Raw genomic sequence first — 26,750 nt, 5'->3', positions numbered from 1 at the left:
GGATTTGTGGTGAAACCATTGTACCAGAAGGGCTGACGGGTCTTCAACTTTCATTTTAGTTTACAGTACGCGCAAGTCTGAAAGGAGCAATTCTTATGCTAACCCCTGATCTGATGGCAAAGAATATGTTTGATGAGCTGGCTGAATCCACTTTCAGCGCAACTACCCTGCGCGGCAGGATGAACACGGACATCAAAGAGAGCGACCAGGGATACGAGTTGGATGTTGATCTGCCCGGTGTTTACAAGGAAAAATTCGCTGCTGAACTGAAGGACGGCTACCTCTGCATCAGCGCGACTGTGGAGCAGACGCACAACGACAATGTTCAGAATGAGCATATCTGCGCCGGGAACGCTTCATCGGCTCCTGCCGCCGCAGCTTTTATGTGGGGGATAAGATCAAACAGGAGGGACATCCACGGCAAGTTCGAGGACGGCATCCTGCGCCTGTTCATCCCCAAAGTGAGCCAGGTGGTTCAGGTGGAGCAAAAGAACCTGATTGCTATTGAGGGCTAAAAACATCCCTGGCCTTGTTGCGAATAGCGTGGCCAAGGACGTTTCCTGTGCAGAAATTTGACGATTGCCTCCATAAAATAACGATACCCAATAAATCCACGATAACCCTACCTCCAATGCCCCAGAAATGCAAAAAGGCCCACCGCTGGTCTGGAGATTTATCCAGCCAGCGGTGGGCCTTCTCTCAAAAATGTTGGAGAAACAGCCGTTTTCAGTGACTTTTGGTAAAAATCAAGGACAGTTATCCCGATACCCATTGTATCAGAATAACCGTCCTTAGATGTGAACCCACGACCAAAAAGATATTTTTGCCCAATCAAGGTATGCATTCGAACTCTCACAAAATATTACCACGTATGACAATTCTGGGGAGTTAAAATCCCACGGTACATCTTTTGCTGAAGGATTTATGCTTATACCCCAAGCACCTTTCCTTGTAGTATACATGAGTTTACTGAAGATGCCTTTATAGAAGAATATTCGCCTGATTGATTATCTGGACACAAAAGAACCTCCCGGCCCTTTTTGACATACCGCTTACACATAATTGATCCATCAACAATAAATATTCCGATTTCATTGTGTTCAAGACAATCAACTTTCTTTACTAACGCAACCGCGCCATCTTGGATAGTCGGTTCCATGCTATGACCAGCTATAGTCACCGCATAATCTGCCTCGATAACATCAGTGGAATAATCTATATGGGGAATAGTGTCATCATTGAAAAAACCATCTCCTGCACAAGCTGCAAACTCAAACAAGGGAATAATTTTGGATGGTAGAGATTCTTCACTATTCTTTTCAGAAGGGGTAATATCTTCACTATCACTATTTTCTTCTGGCAAAGCTTCAGATATGGCTTGGACTATCTCAAGTAACCACACGAATACATACTTGCCTGTTTTATCTGAATCATCAACACGGTTTTCAATTTCTATATTGGTAGATATACCTTTTTCGGAGTATACTCCTTTATAAAATTGTAACGCATTGAATTTGAGGTCTCCTGCGTTAATAGAAAAGACTGTTTTTTCATTTTCAAGAAGAATATAAGAGTTCTGCCGAAACTCAAATCGCAGTAATCTTTTCATAGCGTTTCCACCTCTTTTTAATTGAATCCAGTCCACCATCTATATTCTTAGCGACGATATCAAGAATGCTATAGGTATCATCTGCATATTCTAACGCGCCAGAATATGCGTTGAACCCATCTCCATCTTGGAAAATATAAATAATATTATCAACATCAAGGTTGACAATAAACTGAGGGTTATGCGTAACCATAATTATTTGCCGATTTTCTCCCATCGTTTTAAATCGAGCCAATAAGTAAGTTTTTATCGCTGTTTGAGAAACATTATCCTCTGGCTGATCGACAATATAGATTCCATCTCTGGTGTTTTCATAGGAAAGCAGGTCAAAATATATTTTGGAGTTGAGACCCGAAGATAACTCATCTGATTTGTCCATTCCTTGATAAATTATGGCTTTTTTGGGCAGAAAATCATTCTCTATACTGTCAAGCATTGCCTCTTTAAAAAATTGTAGAACTGGTTTGGACTCATCATACTTCAAAAGAATATCTCTAAGTTTCTTTTCGGTAATAGTCTCCCAATCAATAGATGACTTAGACCGAATCACTTTAGCGATATGTGACAAGAAGTATTCTGTATTCAATTTATCAACATTTAGACGAGATATAAACTGATAATCAAAAATCGTATTGGTGTTTGGTGCAATAGAGACTTCTTCGATGCATGGTGAATATCGCTGAAGTTTTTGTAGCTTTTTAAGTATAGAAATCACAGTTTCTTTGAGGGTGTTCGTATTGCTCTCAAAAGATTCAAGTTTCTTTTGCCTATCAGAAATACTTCTATTATGGCGTGAGGCCACATTCTGAATTGATTTGGCTATGGCTTCTATACGTTGGTTTTCTAGACTTATTTCATTGGCGCGTGTTTGGTATTTTGACCGCATTTTCAATATGTTGGCACGTTGCGTTTCAAAATATGTCCTATCATCTTCATCTACCTGCAAATCCGCCATCTGATTTAACAAAATAACCAGTTCGTCAATCTTTGAAATGATATCAATGAATTGCTTTGTTTCTACTTTTTGTGAGCGAAGATTGTGACTAAAGACCAAGCTTTCTGAGGGTTTATCCGAAACAGCAATTGTAAAGGAAGCAAGATTGTGGATTTCAGCATCTATAGAAAACTTGTTAGTCAAATAATCAATCATACGATTGAGCTCATTTTCGACAAGACGTTTATAAGGTTGCTCATCAATGTTTGGAGGGAAGTATCTTGAAAGAAATTCAGTGGCATCTAAGTGGTTTTCTTCAAACTTCGCTCGAATCTCACCTTGCATATCAAAATAAAAAATATTCTCAATAGATAGTTTCTTTGGAATAACCAAACTGTTTCGTTTTAAGTAACTCTTATACCCTCTTTTTATTGCAGGTGCAAGGGCGTCTCCGGTTTTTTCAAATCCTGTTATGGAATGTAGTAATAACGATTTACCTATTGAATTATCTCCGATAATAACATTAATTCCTTTAGAAAGAGGAATAGAAAGTTCTTTATTCCTGGTTTTGAAGGATAAACTTTCTAACGAAAATTTATCCGGGCTGAAAAAACTATTAACCATTTTTAGGCGAGAGGAATCTGTAATTGCCATTACTAAGCCCTTAAAAGTTGGAAGGCATTTTGCAAATGTATATGGAAACTCAACCAAAGAATCGGAAGTGTCTTCTTTGGGATATACACTCCAATCGTGGCAATCTGTTCCGGTTACAAAAGTGACTTTCTCATCAAGATTTGTTTGAACAAGGTAATTTTTGTTTAAGACTTCATTTTTACGATTTTTAAATTCAAATGCCTCAAAATAGTCTGAATAGATAAATTCATGAAATTTTGCATCCCCTAATGAATTTGCATCATGTTTTCTTGGCTTACGACTACCTAAAGAATTCTTTTGATGAGCAATTAGAATCGTATCTAAATCGATTTCGCGGAGTACCCGTAAAAAGCATTCCTCGGAATAAGTTCCATCCAAATTAGGGGGTATTGTATTTAAAACAGATTCCAACAGTTGGACTTTTTGTGGTTCCTCATCGGAGAAAATTGTCACAATGTGAACTGTGCTTGGCGAAGAATCATCTGTTTCAAAGGTAACTGAAAACTCTACTCCTGGGAGAACCTTGCAGATTGAGCCATTTTGAGTCTCAGCGGATTTAAGAGTAGAATACATTTCATATGAAAAACTGTCATGGTCAGTAATTGCACAAATATTGACACCTTGCGTTATTAGCTTTTCTATAAGCACGGGCACATTTTGAATCGTATTGTCCTTGACCTTTTTTCCATCCTTTTTAGCTGAAAAACAGGAATGAATGTGTAAGTCGATCTTTAAGCCCGTCTTTACGATTTTATCCATAAATTCCACCCTGATAATTTACTTAATGGTTTGGCTTGAAGCGAAATGCTGATTCTTATTTTAAGATGCCTGGAGTTTGAAAATGCAAATTTCTGTTAACCAAATATAGATATTACTCTGTATCGAAATGCCACGTTGTTCCACATCGCAAAATCACAAGCTATAAAAGGATGAGCCGTAGTGCCCCCCTTCTTTCCTCGCTTAGAGATAATCCCAGCAGCATTTGCCCTTTCGATCCATCTGGCAGGAGTCAAGGTATAAGAAGGGGAGCGAACATCTCCAAGTAATTGCTGGAATGCCTGCTCGTCAAAGTTGGGATTGTTTTCTCTTTCCCACTGGCCTAGAAACGCAATCGTATTCCTACTACGTAGCCAGCTTTGGATCACATAGCTTGGGTTCTCTGGGTTAAAGCGCTTTGCGATATCTGTCAGCGAGATATAGCCAACTTCAGGATATAAATATTTTTCTACAACCGCTTGAAGCTGTTGCTTCTCTTTCGGATCGTGAATGTTGGCCTCTCCACGGTTGATAAGTTCAAAGATACGGTCTCGTATAAACTCCAGGTATTCCGTTTTGATCAGTGATTTTTCACTTAGCCTCTTGGCATACTCATCCCTCGTTATCGCATAGGCCCATAATAGTTCAGATTGACTTGCTTGTTCCATTCTTCATCGTCCTCAATATTCCGATTGGGATTTCTACACCGACTTGATTTCATTTCCTCCACAGCAAAGTATGTGGCGTGGTCAATAATGCCAAACGTGTACTTATAGTTGTTTAACAGCTTATTCAGCACATCACGGCTCCACACCGTTCTCCCAGATGGAGAAGGAATACCTTGCTTGCGTAAATGCTCCTGGATTTTCTCCAAACTGTTTCCTGACAGGCAAAGGGCAAATATCTCCCGCACAATTTCGGCCTCCGGCTCAACTGTTTCTATTCTCTTGTTCTTGTCACGTCGAAAGCCATAGCATACTTTGCCGAAGATTTTTGATTCCAATGGGGACAACTTCACGAGGATCTTCCTTTCTTAAATTATAGTGGGTTGCTCGAACATTTTCAAGTAGAACCTACAAATTAGTGGTATAAATTTCTTTTTCTATCTCTACTAAACATGATTATTAGTGACTTATCAAGCGTTCCCTTTTTGATAAGAACACAAAAAGCGTGGATTATGATGTTATCCCACGCTTTTTGGTTCATCTATAGAATTTTGGAGCATAAAAAGGAGGCAAAAGCCTCTAAATTGCTTTTGTCTCCTTTTGGAGCGGGCGAAGGGAATCGAACCCTCGTATTCAGCTTGGGAAGCTGATGTTCTGCCATTGAACTACGCCCGCAATTTTCTTAATTATACTCCTTTAGGGGCGTGTTGTCAATGGAATTTTCATTTTTTGTTGGTGCGCCTTGTAGGTTTGTAATAATTGCATGATATTTTCTGTCTTTGTTCCAGACCATATTTCGGAAAATTTATCAGAAATACTATCCAGATATGCCCAACGCTTTTATTCGGTTTTCACGTCCTTCAGCTTGTCCAGGTATTTCCGTGTGGTGTCAGGGTCAGTGGCATGAATGCGCTTATGTACACCACCTGTTACCAGCATAAGGCTGGCATAATTATTCAACCCTTTATTGGACTCAGGAACTTGGAGGTGTACCTCCATATCTCCCAGCCTTAGCGGCTCTTTGGAAACCGCGTACTTCCCACGCTGGGAAACATCCAGAGAGATACGGGTATCGTTCTTTTCCTCGCATGGATTTTCCAAATGACGGCTCCACGGGAAGATATAGTAGCCAGGTGCACCAGCATCTCATGAACCTGTTCTCGTTTGAATGACCGCCGCCAGACAGACGCCTTCCAGCATATGAGTTCGATTTGATGCCCGGTCATAGCTCGCCCTCCTTTACTTACCATTGTCCTCCATGACGGTTCTTCCAGGCACGAAAGGCGACATAAATGCCAATGCCAATAGCGGCGAAGAGTATGAGTATCCACTAGATTTCCATGATGATGCACACGGTCCAGCAAATTACAATTGCTGCTATGAAAAGGGCAAATGCCCATTTGAAAATCTTGCCAATGAGGCTCGCCGCTGAATTCATACATGATCCAATGACGCGATTAAGCTCGTTATGATCAGGCTCACAGGTTGCTCCGGTTATGTTGGCAGTTGCGTCAAAGTAAAAGTGGTCAATATGTTTTCCGTCGGAGCTGCCGAGAATACCTCCGGTTTCCGGAGTATGAGAACCGATGCTCTCATGGATTTGAGAGAAAACTTCCTCAGTAATAAGGTAGGTTCTAGATTCTTTTTTAACTGTCATTTTTAATACCTCCTAAAATATAGTTACGGTGAAAGGCACGGCAGCCAGTCGTGGCTTCTACCGTCTTGTTGCCCAAGCTGTTAGAATAAGAGAGCAATAGGTCTGATGTCCACTAGTCCAAGCGAACATGACTTCGCTCTATTTCATATCCCCTCCGTCTCATTTGAATGACGAGAGACGAGAGCCTCCATAATGAGACTTCGCCTACACTTAGCCGCTCCAAGACCAACAGAAAGCCCCGATCGGAAGAGAGTGGCATTCCCGGCGGTCACCGAAGTGTCCGCTGGGAATGAGATTCATTTTCTCATGCGTTTTCACCTCCTTCTGATGGCTTGAAGAAAAGCAAGAAGTGCTTTATAATATAGGAAAAATATTGTATTCTTGCTTTTCTTGATGATTTCATTATAGAGGCAAAAGTCTGCCCCCGATATTGGGAGCTTGTTACGAAATTATTGCCAAAAATAGACCTGTCCACAGTGATTGCGAACAGGCCATAAGGAATGGAGGATTTCTATGGATAAGATTCCTTTTTGTTTTCCGGTATTCTATCATGGCTTAATCGCCAACCGTACAATTTATTCACAGCCAGATGTTCTTAATATATTGATTAGCGGACGGACTGAGAATGAAACATCCGATTGGCTAAAAGTAGATCGCATAACCGCGAATAAATATATTAACGGAACAGAACGTATTTCATCGGAACGCCGCAAAGAAATATTTGCGCTATCCGATGAGAAACTTCTTGCCCGCATCCGGAAGTTGAACGTACAGGATATAAAAACCACCATATCTGCTTTTCATGCCTTTTTACGAGAGAGAATTCAGATAAGTGAAGAAACCGTTGGTTCTTTAGAGGACAGCGTGTGGAAATACAAAGATCCGTACCGATATTATGTAGTTGCCTTACGAGAGTCGCTGTTCTTTACGAAAGCACCAAAAGAATACATTATAAAGGAACTTAAGATTGAATTGCAAAATCTGCATAAAAACAGCCACGCGCCCGATCTGTTTCAATTACAGAAAGAAACTCTTGCGCAAGAGGAGGAAGCCGGTAATGTTCTCCCGACAATAGTTGATACTGCCGTTCCTATGGTGGTGCAGGGTGTAATGACGATACTATTTGCTGACAAGAATTCTTCCCCGGCAATGATAGCGCAGATTCAATCCGGCAATTTTTCTTCCGCCATCAAGTCACTGGCAAGTGAAGGTAAGCTGACAGCCTATGACTTCTATAAATGGAATAATATCCTGAAGATTGCTCAAAAAGCGGATAGCGAACTTGGAAAAGGAGCCATTGCAGACCCTTCTGAATTTGATTTCGATTGGTTTTTGCGCTTCTTTGAGGCTGCCGGAAATATTCGCGCCGATGACATGCAGCAGCTATGGGCGCGCGTGCTCGCCGGAGAGATTAAGCAACCCAGAAGTTTCTCTCTTCGAGCAGTCGAAGTTCTGCGGAACATGACCACCCATGAAGCATTGGCTTTCAAAAATGCGGCGGCGCTTGTTTTGCAGGAATCCGACGGAACCATCTTTCTGTTTTGCGACACTGATCTCTCAGACGTCTCAGTTAATCAGAAATACGGTTTGAGTATGGGCGATATTCTTACCTTGGAAGAAATCGGCGTGATTAGTGCTCTTCGGGTAGATAATGAAATCGAGGTCAATAACGAAGGAGCCGACGGATTCTTCAATGGTTCTGACCTGATGATTCTATTTGAGTCAAATGATGAGCGGTCCAGCACTTTCCACTACCGAAGCTATCCTTTATCCGAGGTTGGCAAACAGCTTCTGCCTATCGTGCGGGAAGAATCCAACGATGATTATTTGATTGATCTAGGTAAGATATTGAAAGAAGATTTGCGGGAAAAGATTGACGTCTGCGCATATCGTGTAACTTCCAGAGAGGGGAATGATTTGGAACTGGACTTTGACACAAATTTGTTGGACGAATTAAGCTAAGCTATGGATATTTCAAAAGGCACTAAATGCCTCGTGGAGATAAGAAGTCTCTTATGAAATATGAAGTTACCCAAGTATCCATTAAGTATACAGCGCAAGATTATAGATTTCGAAAGGATAGTCGCTCCTATGCTTGCTGAAATCATTTCGCAGATCAATGCTGGCGGGTATTCTGATCCCCATCTGGAAGAAATGCTGGCGCAGCCTGCCCGGCGGCGTGCTCTGTTTCAGACAAAGTGCTGTTTCAATGTCAAGAGGACATTGTATTGGGTTCGCGGATAGATGTCAAATGCTTATTGCCTATCGTCAGAAATGCCCAAAAACTATGGCTGTTCACCCCGCCCTGTCTGCCAGTCCCCGGATATCCTTCGTATGGAATAGTCATTTTGGGTCTCTCAGCTTTTCCATAGAATTGACCCATTCATATGGTTATGCTATACTTGATTCAATGACAATCCGATAAATGGAAATTGCACATTTATTCTGCCTGCACAAAGGCTTTTATAGGAGGTTGAAATATGAAAATCGCTTTTGATGAAGTCACTCTGCGCGATTATCACCTTTCAGATGTGGAGGATGAAGTCCGATGGACGAATACGGATACCGCGTGGTTTTATGCTGATACCCCCTGGATGACACTGGAACCTGTGGACCCTGATGAATTGCGCACAGATATGACTCACATTATATCAAATCTATCTGAGGATGCGGTCCGCTGGCGGTTTGAGATCGAAGCTGCCGGGCGTCACATCGGCACGGTGTCCTCTTATTATTTGAATAAGGATTATGAATCCGTTCCCTGGGAATCGATTGATCAGAGTAAAAATGCCGAAGAGAATCGTGCTGTCCGGGCGCTTGGCATTGAAATCTGCGAGATGGCCTTTTGGGGTAAGGGAATCGGCACAAAGGCTTTGACCGCTTTTATGGACTATTATCGCGGGCTGGGTGAACGTCGGTTTGTTTTGGAAACCTGGAGCGGCAATGAACGGATGCTGGGATGTGCACGAAAACTGGGGTTTGCGGAAGTGAAACGCCAGACAGGTATTTATATTGTGGACGGGGAAGTATATGATGGGTTGGTGTTGGAAAAGAGCTTTTGACCCAAAGGTAAATTTTGCGAAACCATAGCTATCTGGGTGGGAACGTCCGTATTCTACCCCCGCAACGCTTTTATAGAGCTCTAGGCAAAGATCAGCGCTCACTGCCTCCAGCTGCAACCCTAACACCTTCAACTAGTGCATGGAGAGTGGTGTTCTCCTTTTGAGCCTGGAATGCTGGCGGGACGTGCATCCGGGACTATACACCATTCCTCCATAGAAAAGCAGGATGGCTTCGTCCCTCCTGCTTTTCTCGCTTAGATCACCTTAAATTCCTTCCACTTGCCGGACTTCAGCCACAGGGCAAAAATGACCACTCGGATCGCAGAGTCTAGGCACATGGCCCAGGCAATGCCGATCACGCCCAGATTCAGCCAGAGCCCCAGCAGCAGGGAAAATACCAGCCGTCCGCCCACGGTAGAGGCGATAGACACGATCATGGTGAATTTGATGTCCCTGGCGGCCCGCAGGCCGTTGGAGAGCGGTCCAGACATGGGGAAGGCCACAGTGTTGAACACGTTGTGGATGAGCACCAGGATAATGACTAGCTGCTTAGCCTCGTCAGATATCTGGTAGAAGTTCATCATGACCGGCGTGACAGCGAATACCAGGACATTCCACGCAAGGGAAACCGTCAAGGTGATTTTCAGCAGTTTTTTAAAGTATTGCTCTGCCTGGGCCGCGTCCCCCGCCCCCATGCACTGGCCTATCACCGTGATGAACACCAAGCCCATGGTCACTCCGGCCAGGGCGGCTAAAGACCAAATGCTTTGGGCGATGCCGTTGGCGGCGATCTGATAGGTGCCGAACAGGGCGACTACGCTGGAATGGGCCATCTTCACCAGCTGGAAGATGCCGTTCTCCACGCCCTCTCTGCCATATTCCTCCACAAGCTGGTCGAAACTGATATTCCCCATCACCTCCTCCCGACAAGCCTGCTGACCTATCCCATCGGTCAATGGCTGGATAGATGGATCGGTATAGCTCCTTTCAGTCTGATTTTTATAAGTATAATTACACTCCGATTTTCCGAAGTCTGGATTTCGGGGCGGGGGAGAAGGGCGGCTGTCAGTATCAGGTGCCTCCCTGGTCGTGAACCGCTTGACGTAAATTCTGGCGGGCTTACCCCTGCCCTGGTGGAAAGAGGAGCTGCCCAGCGAGGAGGAGTACCGGACCGCCAGGGCAAGCCTGGATAGAGCGGGTTGGGAGCTGGATTACATTTTCAGCCACTGCTACTCCACATCAGTGCGGGATGAACTGAGCGGCGGCTCATCCATCCTGAACGGCGAAAAAACGAAAAGCGGCATAGCCCAAGGCCAGACCGCTTTCCCCAAAATGGTTATATTGTCTTTTGCTTCTCTTCCGGGCAGCTCTTTCGCCCTGTCTACTTGATCTCCCGGCTCTTGATTTCTGCCCGGGCCTTCTCCAGAAAGTCCTCCGCGCTCATGGCGCCCAGGTCGCCCTCCTTGCGGTGGCGCACGGAGATGCTGGCGGTCTCGATTTCTTTGTCCCCCACCACCAGCATATAGGGGGTCTGCTGGACCTGGGCCTCCCGGATTTTGTACCCGATCTTTTCCGCCCGCAGGTCGCACTCTACCCGCAGCCCGGCGGATTCCAGCTTCTCTGTCAGGGCCTTGGCGTAGGCGTGGTGCCTCTCGGAGATGGGCAGCACCACAGCCTGCACGGGGCTGAGCCACAGGGGAAATTTGCCGGCCAGATGCTCGGTGATCACGCCGATGAACCGCTCGATGGAGCCCAGCACCACCCGGTGGATCATCACGGGCCGGTGCTTCTGACCGTCCTCGCCGGTGTACTCCAGCTCAAACCGCTCGGGCAGCTGGCTGTCCAGCTGGATGGTGCCGCACTGCCAGGTGCGCCCCAGAGAGTCGGCGATATGGAAGTCCAGCTTGGGGCCGTAGAAAGCGCCGTCACCCTCGTTGACCACATAGTCCTTGCCCATGGCGGTGATGGCGTTCTTCAGGATATCCTGGTTGCGCTCCCATTCTTCCACCTCGCCGATGTGGTCCTCGGGCATGGTGGAGAGCTCAATGTTGTAGTTGAGGCCGAAGGTGGAGTATACCTCGTCAAAGAGCCGTACTACCTCTTGGATCACGTCCTGCATCTGGTCCTGGGTCATGAAGATATGGGCGTCGTCCTGGGTGAAGCAGCGCACCCGGAAGAGGCCGTGCAGCGCGCCGGAGAGCTCGTGGCGGTGGACAAGGCCCAGCTCCCCCACCCGCAGGGGCAGCTCCCGGTAGGAGTGGGGCTCGCTCTGATAGACCAGCATGCCGCCGGGGCAGTTCATGGGCTTGACGGCAAAGGTGGTTTCATCGATTTCCGTGGTGTACATGTTGTCCTTATAGTGGTCCCAGTGGCCGCTACGCTCCCAGAGCTGGCGGTTGAGCATGATAGGCGTGCTGATCTCTACGTATCCGTACCGCTTGTGGACCTCTCGCCAGTAGTCCAGCAGGGTGTTCTTCAGCACCATGCCTTTGGGCAGGAAGAAGGGAAAGCCAGGCCCCTCGTCCCGAAGCATGAAGAGCCCCAGCTCTTTCCCCAGCTTCCGGTGGTCCCGCTTTTTGGCCTCCTCCAGCATTTGCAGGTGCTCCTCCAGCTGGGAGGCCTTGGGGAAGGCGATGCCGTAGATCCGGGTGAGCATCTTGTTCTTCGCGTCCCCCCGCCAGTAGGCCCCGGTGATGGAGGTAAGCTTCACCGCCTTCACTCCGCCGGTAGACATCAGGTGGGGACCAGCGCACAGGTCGCAGAAATCCCCCTGCTCGTAGAAGCTGATCTTCTCCCCGTTGCCGGAATGCTCGTCTATCAGCTCCTGCTTATAGTCCTGGCCGCCCATCTTTTCTTTCGCGGCGGCGGGCTCCAGCTCGAAGCGGGTGAGCTCTATATTCTCCTTGGTGATCTTCTTGATCTCGTCCTCAATCTTCGGCAGATCTTCCGGGGAGATGGGGGCGGGCAGGTCGAAGTCGTAGTAGAAGCCGCTGTCAATGGCGGGGCCGATGGCAAATTTCGTTCCTGGATAAAGCCTCCGTACCGCCTGGGCTAGGATGTGGGATGCGGTGTGCCAATAGGCCTTTTTGCCGTCCAGATCGTCAAAGGTGAGAATTTCCAAGGCGCAGTCCTCTGTGAGAGGTGTGCGGAGGTCCTTCACCTCCCCATTGATACGGGCAGCGCAGGCGGACTTGTAGAGCCCCATGCCGATGGACTTGGCCACCTCGGCGGGGGTGACGCCCGCCGGGAACTCTTTGGGCTGGCCTTTCAGATCGATGGTAATCATAGCTTTTCTCCTTTCCCTGGGGCAACGCAAACGTGACGTTTGGTCCAATTCCCGGGCCGCGCAGAGTGGCCGGAACATGGATAAAAATCAAAATGCCGCCCCAGTTTCCAAGCCGGGGCACATCTGCCCGGCGGCTCTCTCTGGGGCGGCGCAGCCTTTTGAGGTAAGATTTAAGGCGCGACGCGGTTCCACCCGGATTCAAAGAGCGGAGCTTCCGCCCTTCCTCGTATTGGCTGGTAACGGGGCCATCCGTCTGTCCTTTCGGCAGCCGCTCCAAGGCGGTGTCCCCGAGCTCCCCCCGCCGTCCGCGCTTGCAGCCAATGGCGCGGGCTCTCTGAAAGAAGGGACCGGAAGCCGGGGCTTCCTTTTCATGGCGTTTTGTTTTGTACGATTATACCCGGAACCGGGGAAAATGTCAAGAGGGAGATGCAGGGGGCGAGCCAAAAGCGTGTGTTGGGGGAGTAATAGGAGGCCCCCGGCACACCGTGCCAAGTGAGACGAAATGAGCAGGCTGGGTTTCGCGGTGTGTCATGAGTTTTGCTTCGCAAAACTCTGCCAAGCTGGGTGCGGGCGCTCTCAGCTTGACCAAACTTTTACCCTGGTTAGCTGAGTGCGCCAAAGCCAGACACATTGACCGGTCCAGCTGGTCTTAAGCTGGCGGGGGTGTGGGGCGCGGAGCCCCACGACCTTGCCGGAATGCGCGTCTTTGTGCGCATGGAGGCCTCCCAATACTTCAAGAAACACGCATACTCCTCCCCGCCCATGTCAAGAAACTTTAAAGAAATGTTCACAAATTTCTTGACAAGCACCCCTTGATAGAGATACAATAAATAATAGAGTGCATCTGGGTGCTTTTTATGTACTTTTTATATATTATATTATTTTCTGCCGGAATTAACATATGCAATATATAAAAGCGAACGGATTCTAAAAGCAGCCATGCATTTTCCCGGGAGTTCTTCCCGGGCCTGAAACTTACCTGTTATCATTTTATAATTCTGAAAAGGAGGTGCCCGATTGGGCCAGATACCTGTATGGCTGTGCGTCCTCATTGCTGTTCTGGCAGCCGTTCTTACCGGCGGCGCCGCGTTTTTCCTCGGGATAAACTACCGAAAATCCAAGGCGGAAGCCGCTATCGGTTCCGCTGAAGAGGAAGCCAAGCGCATTGTGGGCGACGCGGTAAAAACCGCCGAGGCCAAAAAGAAGGAGATCGTGTTAGAGGGTAAAGACGAAATACACCGTTTGCGAAACGAGAGCGAAAAAGAATTGTCCGACCGCCGCCGGGAGATCCAACACCAGGAAAGGCGGAATTTGCAAAAGGAAGAGAGCCTGGAAAAGAAGCTGGAGAGCATGGAGCGGAAGGAGGGCCAGATCGACCAGAGGAACAAGAAGGCTGAGGAGCGGCTGAAGGAAGCCGAGGCCGTCCGGAAAAGTCAGTTCGACATGCTGGAGAAAATCTCTTCCTTCTCCATGGAACAGGCAAAAGAATACCTGCTGAATAACCTGGAAAACGAGCTTATTCACGAAAAGGCCGTGAAGGTTCGGGAGCTGGAGCAGCAGACCAAAGACGAGAGCGACCAGCTCGCCCGGGAAGTGATTGCCGTGGCCATCCAGCGCTGTGCCGCCGACCATGTGTCCGAGGCGGCGATCAGCGTGGTGCCCCTGCCCAATGACGAGATGAAGGGGCGGATTATCGGCCGGGAAGGGCGGAATATCCGGGCCATTGAAACCCTGACCGGCGTGGACCTGATTATTGACGATACCCCCGAGGCCATTACCCTCTCCAGCTTTGAGCCGGTGCGCCGAGAGGTTGCCCGGGTGGCCCTGGAGAAGCTGATCTCCGACGGGCGCATCCATCCCACCCGTATTGAAGAAACCGTAGAGAAAGCCCGCCGAGAGGTGGAGGCTACCATCAAGGCAGAAGGCGAACGGGCCGTGCTGGAGGTGGGCGTCAACGGCGTGCACCACGAGCTGGTGAAGCTCCTGGGCCGTCTGCGCTACCGCACCAGCTACGGACAGAATGTGCTGAACCACTCTCTGGAGGTGGCTTATCTCTCCGGAATGATCGCCTCTGAGCTGGGGTTGAATCCTACTACCGCCAAGCGGGCAGGCCTGCTCCACGACATCGGCAAAGCTCTGGACCATGAGATGGAAGGTTCTCATGTACAGATCGGCGTGGAGGTCGCCAAGAAATATAAAGAGAGCGAGGCCGTGGTCCACGCCATTGCCGCCCATCATGGGGATGTGGAGGCCAAGACTATCATTGCCTGTATCGTCCAGGCGGCGGATGCCATCTCTGCCGCGCGTCCTGGAGCCCGCCGGGAAAATTTGGAAAACTACATCAAGCGGCTGGAAAAGCTGGAGGAGTTGGCCTCTTCCTTTGACGGTGTGGAGAACTGCTACGCCATCCAGGCCGGCCGGGAGGTGCGCATTATGGTCAAGCCCGAGGCGGTTAATGACGACCGCATGACCCTCTTGGCCCGGGACATCTGCAAAAAGATCGAAACCGATCTGGACTATCCCGGCCAGATCAAAGTGACCATGATTCGGGAGAGTCGGGCTGTGGACTACGCCAAATAGATTGGAATTTTAAGAGGGCGCGCTGCCTGATAGCGCGCCCTTGTTGAATATCAGAACCTGTGCTTACAACCTGCAATTACCGTCTGAGTGGCCTTTTTGGAGCTGCTCCACGTTAAATCCCCTTGAAATACCGAAAGCATATCTGCGAAAATTTGCCTTGAGCAGCCCGAAAAATTCTCACTCATCCGGTAATTTCGGTTATGAATACAGATTCTTAGGAAGGAGCATTTATGATCAATATTCTCTGTGTGGGCGACGTGGTGGGAAGCATCGGATGCGAGTTTCTCCGCAGGCATTTGCCCGCCCTGAAAAAGCTGAAGTCCATTGATCTGTGCATCGTCAACGGAGAAAACTCCGCCGATGGCAACGGCGTCACCCCCAATTCCGCCCAGTACCTGCTGGACAGCGGCGCGGACGTCATTACGACCGGCAACCATAGTTTCCGCCGAAAGGAGAGCTATCCCTTCTATGACAGCTGCGAACCGCTGCTGCGCCCCGCCAATTATCCGCCCGCCGCTCCGGGGAAAGGCCTGTACATTGCGGATCTGGGCCGGACCCAGGTGGCCGTCATCAACCTGATGGGCACGGTCTATCTGGAGAGCCTGCGGTCACCTTTTGAAATGCTGGATGAGCTGCTGAAAACTCCCGGCCTGCCCAAGCTCTGTGTGGTGGATTTTCACGCGGAGGCCACAGGAGAAAAGCGGGCGCTGGGCTTTTTTGCCGATGGGCGGGCCACGGCGCTGTTCGGCACCCACACCCATGTGCCTACCGCCGACGAGTCTGTTTTGCCCAAAGGAACCGGCTATATCACCGATGTGGGCATGACCGGGCCCATCCAATCTGTGCTGGGAGTAAAACCGGAGATCATCATTGGCCGCTATACTACCAAGATGCCCGCCCGGTTTGATTTGGCCAAAGGCGCCTGCAAGATGGATTGTGTGATTTTCTCCGCTGATGAGGCCACCGGTCTGTGTACCGGAGTAGAACGGCTGACGCTGACCTGACGGCTTCGTGGTTTGGCCACTTCCAAAACGATTGCAAATTTTTACAATCGTCAAAATGATGGAATAGGTAGTGAGCCGGATAACCCACTGCCTGATAAATCATTATTTATGAGGTAATTAGGTGATGAAAGATAGTATCTATATCAAAAATAAAAGCGGTATTAAAGCATAAACCAAAGGAACTGTCAAATTTGGACCAGTGGCTTTTTGTAGCAGTTAATACAGCTAAATCAATCATTGACAATACGAGTAAAAATAGTTTAGACGATGTGATGAAGTTATCCCAGTGCAACAGTATCAGTCAAATTCAGCATGAGTTTGATATTATACAAGGTAAATTCGGGCGAGAGGGTTTTTCTCAACGGTACAGTCCTGGTTACCTTTATCTTTGCTCTTTAGTGGCTAATTTCCCCAATCAAGAGCTTTCAGATAAGGATAAAGAATTGATAAGGCAATATAGTATTATTAAAACCTATTTGTTATACGAAATTTAGAAATATGGAACTCGACAAATTCAGCTTTTATCGAGCCCATAGATCGCAACCCTTTTTCCGTTTCAAGCGGCTGTTAGTGAAATCGTCAGTGGCCAGAGCCACCAATGCGAAAGAGAAAAGGAAGAAACGCTTCCCCCGCTTGTATTTTTGAAAGTTCTGTGTTAAAATAAGCAAGAATAGAAAAATTTGCTTCCCGCGCTGCCCGTCCTCGAGCCGCGCGCTCATGAAAAGGATGTGTTTCCCTGTGATTCAAGGCGCTCAGCTGAAAAACGCCATCATCTCCGGCTCCAACAATATCGCGAAATACAGAAAGCAAGTGAACGACCTGAATATTTTCCCCGTGCCTGACGGCGACACTGGCTCCAACATGTCCATGACTATTGGCGCGGCGGCTGCCGGGCTGAAAGACCTGCCGGACACCTGCACTGTCGGGGAGGTGGCTAAAAAGGCCGCTTCGGCCATGTTGCGGGGCGCCCGGGGCAACTCCGGCGTCATCCTCTCCCTGCTGTTCCGGGGAATTGCCAAGGGTTGCGAGGAGCTGGATTCCATTGGCCCCGAGGAGCTGGTCCGCGCACTGGACCTGGGGGTGGAGGAGGCGTATAAAGCCGTCACCCGGCCCACAGAGGGCACTATCCTCACCGTGGCCCGGGTAGCCGCCGAGCAGGGCCGGGATTCCCTCTCTCACGGGGCCGACGAGCCGGTACGGGTATGGGACGCGGTATGCCAGGGCGCTGCCAAAGCGCTGGAGGAAACCCCCGAACTGCTGCCTGTGCTCAAACGAGCGGGTGTAGTGGACGCGGGAGGGCAAGGCCTCTGCCTGATCTTCGAGGGAATGCTCAGCGTGTTCCGCAGCGGGATTATTCTGGAGTCCGGCATGTCCGAGGAGGAACGGGCCCAGGAAACCCAAGAGTTCTTCCGCAACGCCGCCGCGGAGTTCGACTCTGAGATCAATTTTACCTACTGCACGGAATTCGTCATCGGACGGGACCAGGAGATTTCTAAAGATCCTTTGGAGCTGCGGCTTTTCCTGGAAACTATCGGCGATTGCGTGCTGGTGGCGGACGATGAAGAGATCATCAAGGTTCATGTACACACAGAAGCTCCCGGCGAGGCTTTGCAGGCCGGGCTGCAATATGGCCAGCTGCTTACGGTGAAAATCGACAACATGAAGCAGCAGCATGAGAAGCTGGGCGAAGCCGCCGTTTCTGCTCCGGTAGAACCGGCCAGGCTAGAACGCCAGGAGCCCACAGAGGAGCTGGGCTTCATTTCCGTAGCGGCCGGGGAGGGGCTTAAATCCCTGTTTTTGGAGCTGGGCTGCGCGGTGGTGGTTAGCGGCGGACAGACCATGAATCCCAGCACGGAGGACATCCTCAGCGCGGTACTGGCCACGCCCGCCAAAAAAGTGTTCGTGCTGCCCAACAACAAGAACATCCTCATGGCCGCGGAGCAGACGATTCCCCTGGCTGAGGACCGGGAGGTGATCGTGTTGCCCACCAAGACCATCCCCCAGGGTCTGTCCGCCATGCTGGCCTTTGATCCGGACAGTTCCGCCGAGGAGAACCAGGAGGCCATGCTGGAGGCTGCCTCCCATGTGGACACCGGTCTGGTCACCTTTGCCGCCCGGGACTCCGAATTCGGTAGCGACGCCATCCGCCACGGAGACATTCTGGGCCTGAAGAACGGCAAGTTGCACTATATTGAAAAGGATCCCGTGGCAACCTGCGTGCGGGTGGCCCGATCTCTTGCCACTAAGCAGACGTCTTTCATCACGTTGATCTACGGCGAAGGGATTACCGCCGAGCAGGCTCAGGAAGCCAAACGGTTGCTTTCCGGCAAGGTCCATTCGGACGTGGAGATCAATCTGGTGGAGGGCGGCCAGCCAGTGTATTACTTCATTATTTCCGTGGAATGAGAAGGGCCGGAGCCTGCTTGAAAGTAGACTTCTGAGTCAAGGGAGAAGGCCAGAGGATGGCCTTCTCTTTTTCTCTGAATGAGAGTGTCTAAGATGTTTTTTGGAGTAGTGGAAGTCATACGGAGTGGCCTTCGTCGCCACAGGTCGGCGACTACGGCAATGTCGTGGGGCGCTGCCCCACACCCTGCAATGGGGCCGAAACTTGGCAAAGCCAAGTTTTCCGCCCCTTGACCGCGCAATGTGTTTCATTGGGGCGCACACAACTATCCAGGATAAAAGTTTCGTCAACCTTTTCAAAGGTTGCGGGGGACGGGGGGCAGAGCCCCCAGCCGCCGGAGGCCTTCCAACACTCAAAAAAAGAATTTCATGCTTCCCTGTTGACTTTTCTGCAAGGTGATACTATGCCACTCCTATCTGATCTGCCCATTCAAAGCCTCAAAGGTGTGGGGACCCAGCGGACCCGGCTGTTTGAGAAAATTGGCGCGCCCAGTGTGGGCGCGTTGCTCCGCCTCTACCCCCGAGACTACCAGGACTGGTCCCAGCCCCTACCCATCGCACAGGCTCCTTTGGATACAGTCTGCGTGGTGCGGGCCACTGTCGCGCGAAAGCCCTCTCAGGTACGGATCCCTGGAGGCCGGCTGATGTGCCGCTGCACTGTCACCGATGGGGAATCCGACCTGCACCTCACCTTCTTCAACAACAAGTACATCCCCAGCCTGCTGGAAGAGGGGCGTACTTATCTCTTCCGGGGGAAAATTTCCGCCCGAGGGGGGCGGGCCATGATCTCGCCGGAATTTTCCGGGGAGGAGAAGGCCTCCGCTATTGTCCCCGTCTACCCGGCCACCCAGGGCCTCACCTCCCGAATGATCTCCCATGCTGTGGGAAACGCCTTGTCCCTGCTGCCCGACCCACTGGACGACCCCCTGCCTCTGCCTCTGCGAGAGTGCTATTCCCTCTGCCACCTGGGCTACGCCCTGGAGAACATCCACTTTCCCCGGTCCATGGAGGACCTGGAGATCGCCCGGCGGCGGCTGATCTTCGAAGAATTTCTGGTCCTGCAGCTGGGACTGATGCAGATCAAAGACGGCCGGCAGGAGCCCAATCTCCACCCCATCCCCAACCGCTATCCCGAAGATTTCGCGGCGCTGCTGCCCTTCCGGCTCACCGGGGCCCAGCAGAGGGCCATTGCCCAGGGCGTGGCGGATATGGCCGGGAAGTCCCCGATGAACCGTCTCATTCAGGGAGACGTGGGAAGCGGAAAAACCGCTGTGGCCGCCGCCCTCTGCTGGCCGGTCATCCAGTCTGGCTGCCAGGCCGCGCTCATGGCCCCCACAGAAATTCTCGCCGCCCAGCACTATCAGTCTCTTTCCGCTTTATTGGAGCCCGCCGGGGTGCGCTGCGCCCTGTTTACAGGCAGCATACCCGCCGCTGAACGGAGAAAGCAGGCCGAAGCCCTGGCCCGGGGGGAGACCGGCCTGGCCATCGGCACCCACGCCCTCATTGGAGAGAAGATCGCCTTCCATAATTTGGGGCTTGTCATTACAGACGAGCAGCACCGGTTTGGGGTGAACCAGCGGGTGGCCCTGGCCCAGAAGGGCGCCTCCCCTCACCTGCTGGTCATGAGCGCCACGCCCATCCCCCGCACGTTGGCCCTTATGGCCTATGGGGACCTGGACGTCTCTGTGCTGGACGAGCTTCCCCCCGGCCGCCGCCAGGTTGAGACCTACCTCATCGGTCCAGACAAGCGGGAGCGGGCCTTTCGCTACGTGCAGAAGTACCTGGATGAGGGACGCCAGGGATACCTGATCTGCCCTTTGGTGGAGGAGGGAGAAACCGGCGGCGTGATGGACGTGGAAACCTATGCCACCCTGGTGCGCAAGGCTTTCCCCGGCACTGTGGTAGATGTGCTCCACGGAAAAATGAAACCCGCTCAGAAAGAGCGGGTGATGGAGAACTTTGCTGAGGGCCGGACCCAGTTGCTGGTGGCGACCACTGTGGTGGAGGTGGGCGTGGACGTCCCCAACGCCGCTATCATGCTCATTGAGAACGCTGAACGCTACGGCCTCTCTCAGCTCCACCAGCTGCGGGGGCGGATTGGCCGGGGGGCCTGGCAGTCCACCGGCATCTTGGTCGCTGGCAGTGATAGCCCCGGCTCTCTGGAGCGGCTGCGGCTGTTCAAAAGCACCAACGACGGCTTTGCCATTGCCGACGCGGATCTGAAGCTCCGGGGCCCCGGCGACTTTTTCGGCCAGCGCCAGCACGGCCTGCCCCAGCTGAAGCTGGCCGGGTCCGCCATGAATCTGGACCTGCTTCAAGAGGCCCAGAAGTGCGCCCGGCGGCTTATTCGCGCCGGAGAACTGGAAAAGGAGGAATACCGCCTGCTCCGGGAAGAGATCCGCCTGCTCTTCTCCCGCACCGGCTCAGACCGGGTGGCGCTATGATTAAGCAAACACACTTTAAAATTGGTAAATACCGATTTTAAAGCGGGGCGGCTATGCCGCCTGGTCTAAGCATTCGCCTCCCGCCTTTGCTGCACAGTTTCCTTACCAGGGCTCTGCCGACCTCGCTGCCGCGCCGCCATCATTGCCTTCCACATTCGGCGAGGACTGCGAATCAGCCTCCGTTTCAAGAGGGCTCCCCACCATGGACAAGCCCAGGATCGTCTGAACATTCCTTTTATAAGATGCTTCGATATCTTCAATCAAGGATAGCCCGGTCTCCCCATCGACCAGTTCCAACCGGTCATACTGCATGAGCTCACCCTGCTCGTTATAGTTCCACTCCTGATAGTTGAGGGTAAAGCACATCAGAGTGTAAGTTTTTCCAGTGCTGGGCAGGTAGTCGGGTTGCTCCCAATAGCTGAAAGTGGTATCGTCCTCCACTTCATCTCCGGTGACAATCGTGAATTCCTGCGCAATCGCCTCCTCGTGGTATGCCCGGATCACCAGCGGCCAGCCCGCGTTCACTTCCGGATCGCCCTCTCTGACCAGATAGAACATGGTGCACTGGTTGTTTCTGCCGAATTCGTCCTCATAGCCATCCAGCTCCACAAATTGATAACAGCTCAGATAGCCGCCTTCCATCAGGCTTTCATACTGGAAGCGCTCCCAGGGCGTAGCGGTCCCCACCTTCTCCCGGCCCTTGGCCAGATAGTTCTGGCTGGCATAGATCATGCCGGCGTTCAGGTCGATAGTAAACTCCGCCACCACCCGGCCGGACTCTCCCAGCCCTTCGACTGGGCCGGTTTCGTGAACCGTCAGGCGCAGGATGCCTGGAACGGCTTTCTGGGGATTGTCGCTTATGAACCGGTATTGGACGGCAATTCCTCCTGTAGGCTCTGCCCCTCTGTCCGTCTGCTCGTCCAATCCTCTGATCTGGTGATACTTTACTTCTCCATTCTCGCTCTCCAGGGTGGCGTACAGGCCCAGATAGCTCTCCGGATCCCGATCCAGATTGACCAGCAGGTCTCCATACCGGCCAATATAGGGCAAAGTCATCGTAATGTCTACCTGGCTGGGAGCGTATTCCACCGCCTGAAGGGTGGCGCCGTTGTCCATGGCGGGAGCGGAGATCATCCGCTGCCCGGCGGTATCCAGAGACACCTCGAATTCCCCTTCATAACCGGGGCTCCAATAGGCCGGGACATACTCTACATCATAGTCACCTACCACCGCCAGGTCTGGTATGGAAATATCCACCCGAATTTTCGCTTCCCCGTCCGTATCCAGTTTGCTTAAGGGAATCCTCCATTGGGCGGTAAAGCCGCTTGCCTCTGCCGGGGCGAACACGAGGGCGTCCGCGTCCTCCCCCACTCCCATCGCGGTTATATTGTTCGTTCCGGCGCTTACCCGCCAGACCGAGGTATTTTCCAGATGGTTCACTCCGTCGTCGTCGCTCCAATAGTACAAAGACCGCAGGGTATAGGACTCCAGATCTTTGTCCAGCATGTCCTTGACCTCGCTGTTCATAGAAAGTCTCAGCTCCATGCACAGGTTTTTCCCGTCGCACCAGGCGTCGGAAACCGTCAGATCCCCAAGGACGTCCAAGGTCTCTTTCTCCGGAGCCAGAGTAACCGGCTGGAATACCGGTTGAGGCGTAGGCTCCGGCGTGGGCAGGCCGGGCTGGGGCGTGGGCTGGGGCGCGACCTGCCTGCCGCCGTTCACCGCCTGGAATACCGGTCCCAGGCCTGGAAGAGCCTCGGTGAGCTGGGGATAGGTGGTGTTCACGCCCAAAAGGGCCGCGAAGGTAAGGGCCAATGTGGCGGCCGCTGTAGCCATGCTGCGGAAGGCCCGAAGCACCGGTCTATGGCGCGCGGGCAATTCGTCGGGCAGCTGGCGGTACGTTTTTTCCATCATCTGTTGGAAATGCTCCGGAACCTTTTCCACACTGTATTCCCGGGCCAGCTGTTCCCGAAAGGCTTTTTCCTGGCGGAACCCACAAAAACGAGGTTCTTTCCGAGCCCTGCTGTGCTTCCCTTTCGCCATTACAGTCCCACCTCCTGTTCTCTGCTTCCATAGGTTTCCCGAAACTTTTTTCGTCCGTGGGAAAGGCGCATTTTTGCCGCTCCCTCCGTGATGGAAAGGAGCTTAGCGATCTCTTTGACAGGCATATCGTTCAAATAGAAAAGGGTGAGGACCAGCCGGTCGTTCTCTCCCAGGGACTGCAGCGTCCTGCGCACGTCCAGGGGCAAGTCCATATCCTCGGTACGGCCTTCCTCGGGAAGAAGCTCCAGAGGGATCAGTCCTTTCTGCTGGCGCAGCAGGTCATAGCAGCAATTAATCACCACGCGGGTCAGCCAGGTCTTGAAGTATTTGGGCTGCTTGATAGTACATATCTTATAGAAAGCTCGGCACACGGCTTCTTGGACCGCGTCCTCCACATCGCTTTCATTATGGAGAATCGCTTTTGCTGTGCGGTACATGGCCAACTGGTTCTCCTCCATCAGCCGCACGAAAGCATCCTTGTCGCCGTTTTGCGCTTTGCGCACCCATTTTTCCACTTCCTCACCACCCTATCCGCACCCTTTCTTCTATAATAATAGACGGCCTGCTTTCCAGGAAAGTAAGCCGCCGTAGGAACTTTATTTTACTCGCCTTTGACGAAAAAATTATTATGCACCGGATGAAACAAAAGGTCTATGGAATGTGCTAAACTGAATGCGGCACGCCGCTTTCGCGAAACAGCAAGCTGGCATGGCTCGATTTAGCGGTCTTTCCCTTTCGAGTGTTTTTAGAGATCCCGTCCGCAACATTTTTTATATTTCTTGCCACTGCCGCAGGGGCAGGGATCGTTTCGGCCAATTTTGGGGCCTTTTACCACGGTTTTAGAGCTCTTCTGCTCCCGGTAAAGCTCTTGGCGGCGTTCCTGGGTCAACAGGGGCTCCCACTCCGGCAGGTTATAGAGCCACTCTGCCTTAGCCTCTACCATGTTCTTATAGAGCAATTCCTTGTCATACGCCAGGCTTACCTCGGAATCAGCCTCCAGCTCTTCCAGACTGTTGGGATTTTTCAGGCTGTCGTTAATGCCATCCAGAAACCCCATCATGATCACCGGCGTGACTCCGAATTTCTTGGCGTAGGACTGCACCGTGCTTTTTCTGGGCTTGCTGGCAAGGATCTGTTTATAAAATTCCGTTTCCTGCTTAAAATAGTCCTGCCAAAACCTGGCGCCCTTTTCGCGCTGTTGCTCCTCCGCATAATTTCTCCATTCTTCCAGCAATGCCAAACTAACCACTCCTCAAAAATGATGTGAATCCATCTATATCTTAGCATCTTTGGGAATGCCTGTCAATGCCTTGGGGGAAGGCGGCGGGAAAGCCCTTGCATTCCGCCGTGTTTTAGGGTATGCTTTTCCAGGAACACTCATTTTCCCCGCCGAGAGAAAGGAGCCGCCATGAAAACTCTGTCCATCTCGCCCCACACCGCCCAAGTGATCATCACCCTGGAGGCCGCAGGGTTTGAGGCCTGGTGCGTGGGGGGCTGCGTGCGGGACAGCCTTCTGGGCCGGGAGCCCGCCGACTGGGACGTGGCCACCAACGCCCGGCCGGAGGAGATTCTGGCCTGCTTCCCGAACAGGCCCGCCGTGGAGACTGGCCGCCGCCACGGCACCATCGGCATCGTCACGGAAGGGGGACTGGTGGAGGCCACCACCTTCCGGGTGGACGGGGACTACGCCGGATTCCGCCGCCCGGTGGAGGTGCAGTTTTCCCAGAGCCTCCGGGAGGACCTCTCCCGCCGGGACTTCACCGTGAACGCCATGGCCTACCATCCAGACAGAGGATTGCAGGATCCCTTTGGCGGGCAAGAGGACCTGAAGCGGAGGATGCTGCGGTGCGTTGGGGACCCGAAATCCCGGTTTCAGGAGGACGCTTTGAGAATCCTCCGCTGCCTGCGCTTCGCCGCCGTGCTGGGCTTCGGGATCCAGCCGGAAACCCGCCGGATGGCTCTGGACTGCCGGGGGCTGATTGCCGCCCTCTCCGGGGAGCGGGTCCGGGAAGAGTTGACGAAGCTCCTGTGCGGAGACTGGATGTACCCCGTGTTGGAGGAAAACGCCCTGGTACTCTTCGCCGCCCTGCCGGAGCTGGAGGCCCTTTCCGGCTGCGGCCAGGAGAATCCCTACCATCAATATGATTGCTGGGAACATACGCTTCACGCGACAGAGGCAGTCCCGGCGAAGCCCATTCTGCGGTGGGCGGCGCTCCTCCACGATTGTGGAAAGCCTCTCGTCAAAACATTTGATAGCCAGGGCACGGCCCATTTTTACGGCCACGCAGAGGTCGGGGCACGGCTTGCCGGGGAGCTTCTGGCCCGGCTACGGTTCCCCCGGCGGGAGCTGGAGGCGGTTGTCCGGCTGGTGGAGGGCCACGGGGAGATTCTGCCCATGGGGGAAAAGCGGGTGAAGCGACTGCTGGGCGCTCTGGGAGAGGAGGACTTTTGGGCACTTCTGGCCCTGGTTCGGGGGGACATTTCTGCCCAGACGGCCTGGGTGGCGGCAAAACGCCTGCCTCTGGTGGACCAGGCAGAGGTCTTGGCAGAGGACATCCTGGCCCGGGGAAGCTGCCTGGCGGTGAAGGACCTGGCGGTCGATGGACAGGACCTGATGAATCTGGGATACCGGCCTGGCCCGGCGCTGGGAAAATCCCTGAAGACCCTGTTGGAAGAGGTGCTCTCTGGCGAACTGGCAAACGAAAAGCCCGGGCTTCTGGCCCGGGCCGGAGAATTGCTGGGGGACGGGGCTCGCCCTATGTAGCCCCTAGCCCGAAGCTGATGGACAGCGCTTGGTTCACCTTACTCATGGAGTCGGAGTCCAGCTTGCCCATTTTTTCCCGCAGGCGGTGTTTATCCAGAGTGCGGACCTGTTCCAGCAGCACCACGGAGTCCTTGATGAGCCCGCTGCCCTGGGCGTCCACCTCGATGTGGGTGGGCAGGCTGGCTTTGTCCCGCTGGCTGGTGATGGCCGCGGCGATCACCGTGGGGCTGAACTTGTTCCCCACGTCGTTCTGTATGATGAGTACCGGCCTGACGCCGCCCTGCTCAGAGCCCACCACGGGGCTCAAATCCGCGTAATAGATGTCTCCTCTTCGCACGTTCACGGCTTTTCACTCTCCCGTTTTGATTTTCGCTGTTAGTTTGGCCGAAAACCGGGAAGTTTAATCATGAAAAGAAAAAACTTCCACTCCCATAGTACTCGAAAGGACAAGAATTGGTGACGGCCGGGCGCATTGACTTTTTCCCCCGCCCAAAGTATACTATAAGGATGAGAATATTATGGGGGGGCCTGTACGCGCGGCAGCGCGTCCAGATTCCAGCTGGCTCAGAGCGCCTTTTGGCTGATTCCCTGCGCCTGCCGCTGGTTTTCTCCGGGGCCCAAGGGCTTTGTCCCGTCTGCTCCGCAGCCGGGATAAGAAACCCCATACGTGGGTTTCTTACAGGAAACAGTCCACCGGACTGTTTCCCTATCTTCCTGCGTTGCTTTCTCAGGTGTTAAGACCTTGGGGTTTCACCCCAAACCCCACAAACTTTTTGAAGAAAGTTTGATCAAAAACTTTTACGGTTGTTAAGTTAGCTCGATAAAAATACGTTAATTGTCTGCGACGAACGAAGTGAGGAAGCAGGGTAAAAGTTTCGCCGGCCTTTTC

The 26,750-nt window shown here is 51.9% G+C and carries 21 protein-coding genes and 1 tRNA gene; 9 read left to right on the top strand and 13 right to left on the bottom strand.

Annotated elements, in window-relative coordinates:
* Positions 1–95: 95 nt before the first annotated feature.
* The gene (locus D7X94_RS05495) at positions 96–515 is read left to right on the top strand and encodes an Hsp20 family protein (RefSeq protein ID WP_120426721.1); all 420 of its coding nucleotides are present in this window, start codon (positions 96–98) and stop codon (positions 513–515) included.
* A 413-nt stretch (positions 516–928) separates the two neighbouring features.
* Here the strand turns inward: D7X94_RS05495 and D7X94_RS05490 are convergent, their stop codons facing one another.
* The 7 genes from D7X94_RS05490 to D7X94_RS05460 all read right to left on the bottom strand — a co-directional run bounded on the left by D7X94_RS05490 (position 929) and on the right by D7X94_RS05460 (position 6,275).
* Positions 929–1,609 (bottom strand): S24 family peptidase, encoded by a 681-nt coding sequence (locus tag D7X94_RS05490; RefSeq protein WP_158590906.1) that lies wholly within the window; start codon positions 1,607–1,609, stop codon positions 929–931.
* Entirely contained in the window at positions 1,587–3,956 is a 2,370-nt protein-coding gene (locus tag D7X94_RS05485; protein ID WP_120426719.1) for a PHP domain-containing protein, read from the bottom strand. The genes D7X94_RS05490 and D7X94_RS05485 overlap by 23 nt, the downstream gene beginning before the upstream one ends.
* 95 nt (positions 3,957–4,051) lie before the next feature.
* Complete coding sequence (locus tag D7X94_RS05480; protein ID WP_120426718.1) at positions 4,052–4,621, bottom strand: KilA-N domain-containing protein; 570 nt, start codon at positions 4,619–4,621, stop codon at positions 4,052–4,054.
* Positions 4,576–4,971, bottom strand: coding sequence for a recombinase family protein (locus D7X94_RS05475; protein WP_158590905.1), 396 nt, complete (start codon positions 4,969–4,971; stop codon positions 4,576–4,578). The genes D7X94_RS05480 and D7X94_RS05475 overlap by 46 nt, the downstream gene beginning before the upstream one ends.
* A 248-nt stretch (positions 4,972–5,219) precedes the next feature.
* Positions 5,220–5,293: transfer RNA gene (locus D7X94_RS05470), tRNA-Gly, on the bottom strand.
* 165 nt (positions 5,294–5,458) lie between these two features.
* Positions 5,459–5,719, bottom strand: coding sequence for a hypothetical protein (locus D7X94_RS05465; protein WP_120426716.1), 261 nt, complete (start codon positions 5,717–5,719; stop codon positions 5,459–5,461).
* A 229-nt stretch (positions 5,720–5,948) separates the two neighbouring features.
* Positions 5,949–6,275: a hypothetical protein gene (locus D7X94_RS05460; RefSeq protein WP_120426715.1), complete on the bottom strand. Its 327-nt coding sequence runs from the start codon at positions 6,273–6,275 to the stop codon at positions 5,949–5,951.
* A 513-nt stretch (positions 6,276–6,788) separates the two neighbouring features.
* Here D7X94_RS05460 and D7X94_RS05455 point away from each other — a divergent pair.
* Positions 6,789–8,237 (top strand): DUF2806 domain-containing protein, encoded by a 1,449-nt coding sequence (locus D7X94_RS05455; protein ID WP_120426714.1) that lies wholly within the window; start codon positions 6,789–6,791, stop codon positions 8,235–8,237.
* Between the two features lie 518 nt (positions 8,238–8,755).
* The gene (locus tag D7X94_RS05450; protein WP_120426713.1) at positions 8,756–9,337 is read left to right on the top strand and encodes a GNAT family N-acetyltransferase; all 582 of its coding nucleotides are present in this window, start codon (positions 8,756–8,758) and stop codon (positions 9,335–9,337) included.
* Between the two features lie 254 nt (positions 9,338–9,591).
* Here the strand turns inward: D7X94_RS05450 and D7X94_RS05445 are convergent, their stop codons facing one another.
* On the bottom strand, positions 9,592–10,251 hold the full coding sequence (locus D7X94_RS05445) for an MATE family efflux transporter (protein WP_120426712.1): 660 nt from the start codon (positions 10,249–10,251) through the stop codon (positions 9,592–9,594).
* A gap of 467 nt (positions 10,252–10,718) precedes the next feature.
* Positions 10,719–12,623: a threonine--tRNA ligase gene (gene thrS, locus D7X94_RS05435; protein ID WP_120426711.1), complete on the bottom strand. Its 1,905-nt coding sequence runs from the start codon at positions 12,621–12,623 to the stop codon at positions 10,719–10,721.
* Between the two features lie 1,017 nt (positions 12,624–13,640).
* Here thrS and rny point away from each other — a divergent pair.
* The 5 genes from rny (at position 13,641) to recG (ending at position 21,054) form a co-directional block, all read left to right on the top strand.
* A complete protein-coding gene (gene rny, locus D7X94_RS05430; protein WP_120426710.1) occupies positions 13,641–15,203 on the top strand; it encodes a ribonuclease Y in 1,563 nt (520 codons plus the stop codon).
* Positions 15,204–15,436: 233 nt separating this feature from the next.
* Positions 15,437–16,207: a TIGR00282 family metallophosphoesterase gene (locus D7X94_RS05425; protein ID WP_120426733.1), complete on the top strand. Its 771-nt coding sequence runs from the start codon at positions 15,437–15,439 to the stop codon at positions 16,205–16,207.
* Positions 16,208–16,398: 191 nt separating this feature from the next.
* The gene (locus tag D7X94_RS05420; RefSeq protein WP_120426709.1) at positions 16,399–16,701 is read left to right on the top strand and encodes a hypothetical protein; all 303 of its coding nucleotides are present in this window, start codon (positions 16,399–16,401) and stop codon (positions 16,699–16,701) included.
* Between the two features lie 244 nt (positions 16,702–16,945).
* Positions 16,946–18,613 (top strand): DAK2 domain-containing protein, encoded by a 1,668-nt coding sequence (locus tag D7X94_RS05410; protein WP_120426707.1) that lies wholly within the window; start codon positions 16,946–16,948, stop codon positions 18,611–18,613.
* Between the two features lie 401 nt (positions 18,614–19,014).
* Positions 19,015–21,054, top strand: a complete 2,040-nt coding sequence (gene recG / locus D7X94_RS05405) for an ATP-dependent DNA helicase RecG (protein ID WP_120426706.1) — start codon at positions 19,015–19,017, stop codon at positions 21,052–21,054.
* A gap of 102 nt (positions 21,055–21,156) precedes the next feature.
* Here recG and D7X94_RS05400 read toward each other — a convergent pair whose 3' ends face one another.
* From D7X94_RS05400 to D7X94_RS05390, 3 genes are all read right to left on the bottom strand, one after another.
* Positions 21,157–23,097, bottom strand: coding sequence for a hypothetical protein (locus D7X94_RS05400; RefSeq protein WP_120426705.1), 1,941 nt, complete (start codon positions 23,095–23,097; stop codon positions 21,157–21,159).
* Positions 23,097–23,612 carry a sigma-70 family RNA polymerase sigma factor gene (locus D7X94_RS05395; protein WP_120426704.1) on the bottom strand — a complete coding sequence of 172 codons (516 nt, stop codon included), beginning with the start codon at positions 23,610–23,612 and terminating at the stop codon, positions 23,097–23,099. Before D7X94_RS05395 ends, D7X94_RS05400 begins: the two co-directional genes overlap by 1 nt.
* A 230-nt stretch (positions 23,613–23,842) precedes the next feature.
* Positions 23,843–24,337 (bottom strand): SEC-C metal-binding domain-containing protein, encoded by a 495-nt coding sequence (locus D7X94_RS05390; RefSeq protein ID WP_120426703.1) that lies wholly within the window; start codon positions 24,335–24,337, stop codon positions 23,843–23,845.
* Positions 24,338–24,505: 168 nt separating this feature from the next.
* Here D7X94_RS05390 and D7X94_RS05385 point away from each other — a divergent pair, with 168 nt between their 5' ends.
* On the top strand, positions 24,506–25,861 hold the full coding sequence (locus D7X94_RS05385) for a CCA tRNA nucleotidyltransferase (protein ID WP_120426702.1): 1,356 nt from the start codon (positions 24,506–24,508) through the stop codon (positions 25,859–25,861).
* Here the strand turns inward: D7X94_RS05385 and D7X94_RS05380 are convergent.
* Positions 25,854–26,204: a type II toxin-antitoxin system PemK/MazF family toxin gene (locus tag D7X94_RS05380; protein WP_120426701.1), complete on the bottom strand. Its 351-nt coding sequence runs from the start codon at positions 26,202–26,204 to the stop codon at positions 25,854–25,856. The genes D7X94_RS05385 and D7X94_RS05380 overlap by 8 nt on opposite strands.
* Between the last annotated feature and the right edge of the window lie 546 nt (positions 26,205–26,750).

The organism is Acutalibacter sp. 1XD8-33 (assembly GCF_003612555.1).
In the GTDB taxonomy this organism is placed as follows: Bacteria; Bacillota; Clostridia; order Oscillospirales; family Acutalibacteraceae; genus Acutalibacter.
The sequence above is the reverse complement of the archived record's forward strand: the minus strand, read 5'-3'. Positions and strand labels throughout refer to the sequence as shown.

Excerpts from the sequence above, each read along its gene's own strand:
- D7X94_RS05400 (WP_120426705.1), bottom strand. The coding sequence starts at position 23,097 with ATGGCGAAAGGGAAGCACAGCAGGGCTCGGAAAGAACCTCGTTTTTGT.
- D7X94_RS05485 (WP_120426719.1), bottom strand. The coding sequence starts at position 3,956 with ATGGATAAAATCGTAAAGACGGGCTTAAAGATCGACTTACACATTCAT.
- recG (WP_120426706.1), top strand. The coding sequence starts at position 19,015 with ATGCCACTCCTATCTGATCTGCCCATTCAAAGCCTCAAAGGTGTGGGG.
- D7X94_RS05455 (WP_120426714.1), top strand. The coding sequence starts at position 6,789 with ATGGATAAGATTCCTTTTTGTTTTCCGGTATTCTATCATGGCTTAATC.
- D7X94_RS05480 (WP_120426718.1), bottom strand. The coding sequence starts at position 4,621 with ATGGAACAAGCAAGTCAATCTGAACTATTATGGGCCTATGCGATAACG.
- D7X94_RS05450 (WP_120426713.1), top strand. The coding sequence starts at position 8,756 with ATGAAAATCGCTTTTGATGAAGTCACTCTGCGCGATTATCACCTTTCA.
- D7X94_RS05385 (WP_120426702.1), top strand. The coding sequence starts at position 24,506 with ATGAAAACTCTGTCCATCTCGCCCCACACCGCCCAAGTGATCATCACC.
- D7X94_RS05460 (WP_120426715.1), bottom strand. The coding sequence starts at position 6,275 with ATGACAGTTAAAAAAGAATCTAGAACCTACCTTATTACTGAGGAAGTT.
- D7X94_RS05445 (WP_120426712.1), bottom strand. The coding sequence starts at position 10,251 with ATGGGGAATATCAGTTTCGACCAGCTTGTGGAGGAATATGGCAGAGAG.
- D7X94_RS05490 (WP_158590906.1), bottom strand. The coding sequence starts at position 1,609 with ATGAAAAGATTACTGCGATTTGAGTTTCGGCAGAACTCTTATATTCTT.
- thrS (WP_120426711.1), bottom strand. The coding sequence starts at position 12,623 with ATGATTACCATCGATCTGAAAGGCCAGCCCAAAGAGTTCCCGGCGGGC.
- D7X94_RS05495 (WP_120426721.1), top strand. The coding sequence starts at position 96 with ATGCTAACCCCTGATCTGATGGCAAAGAATATGTTTGATGAGCTGGCT.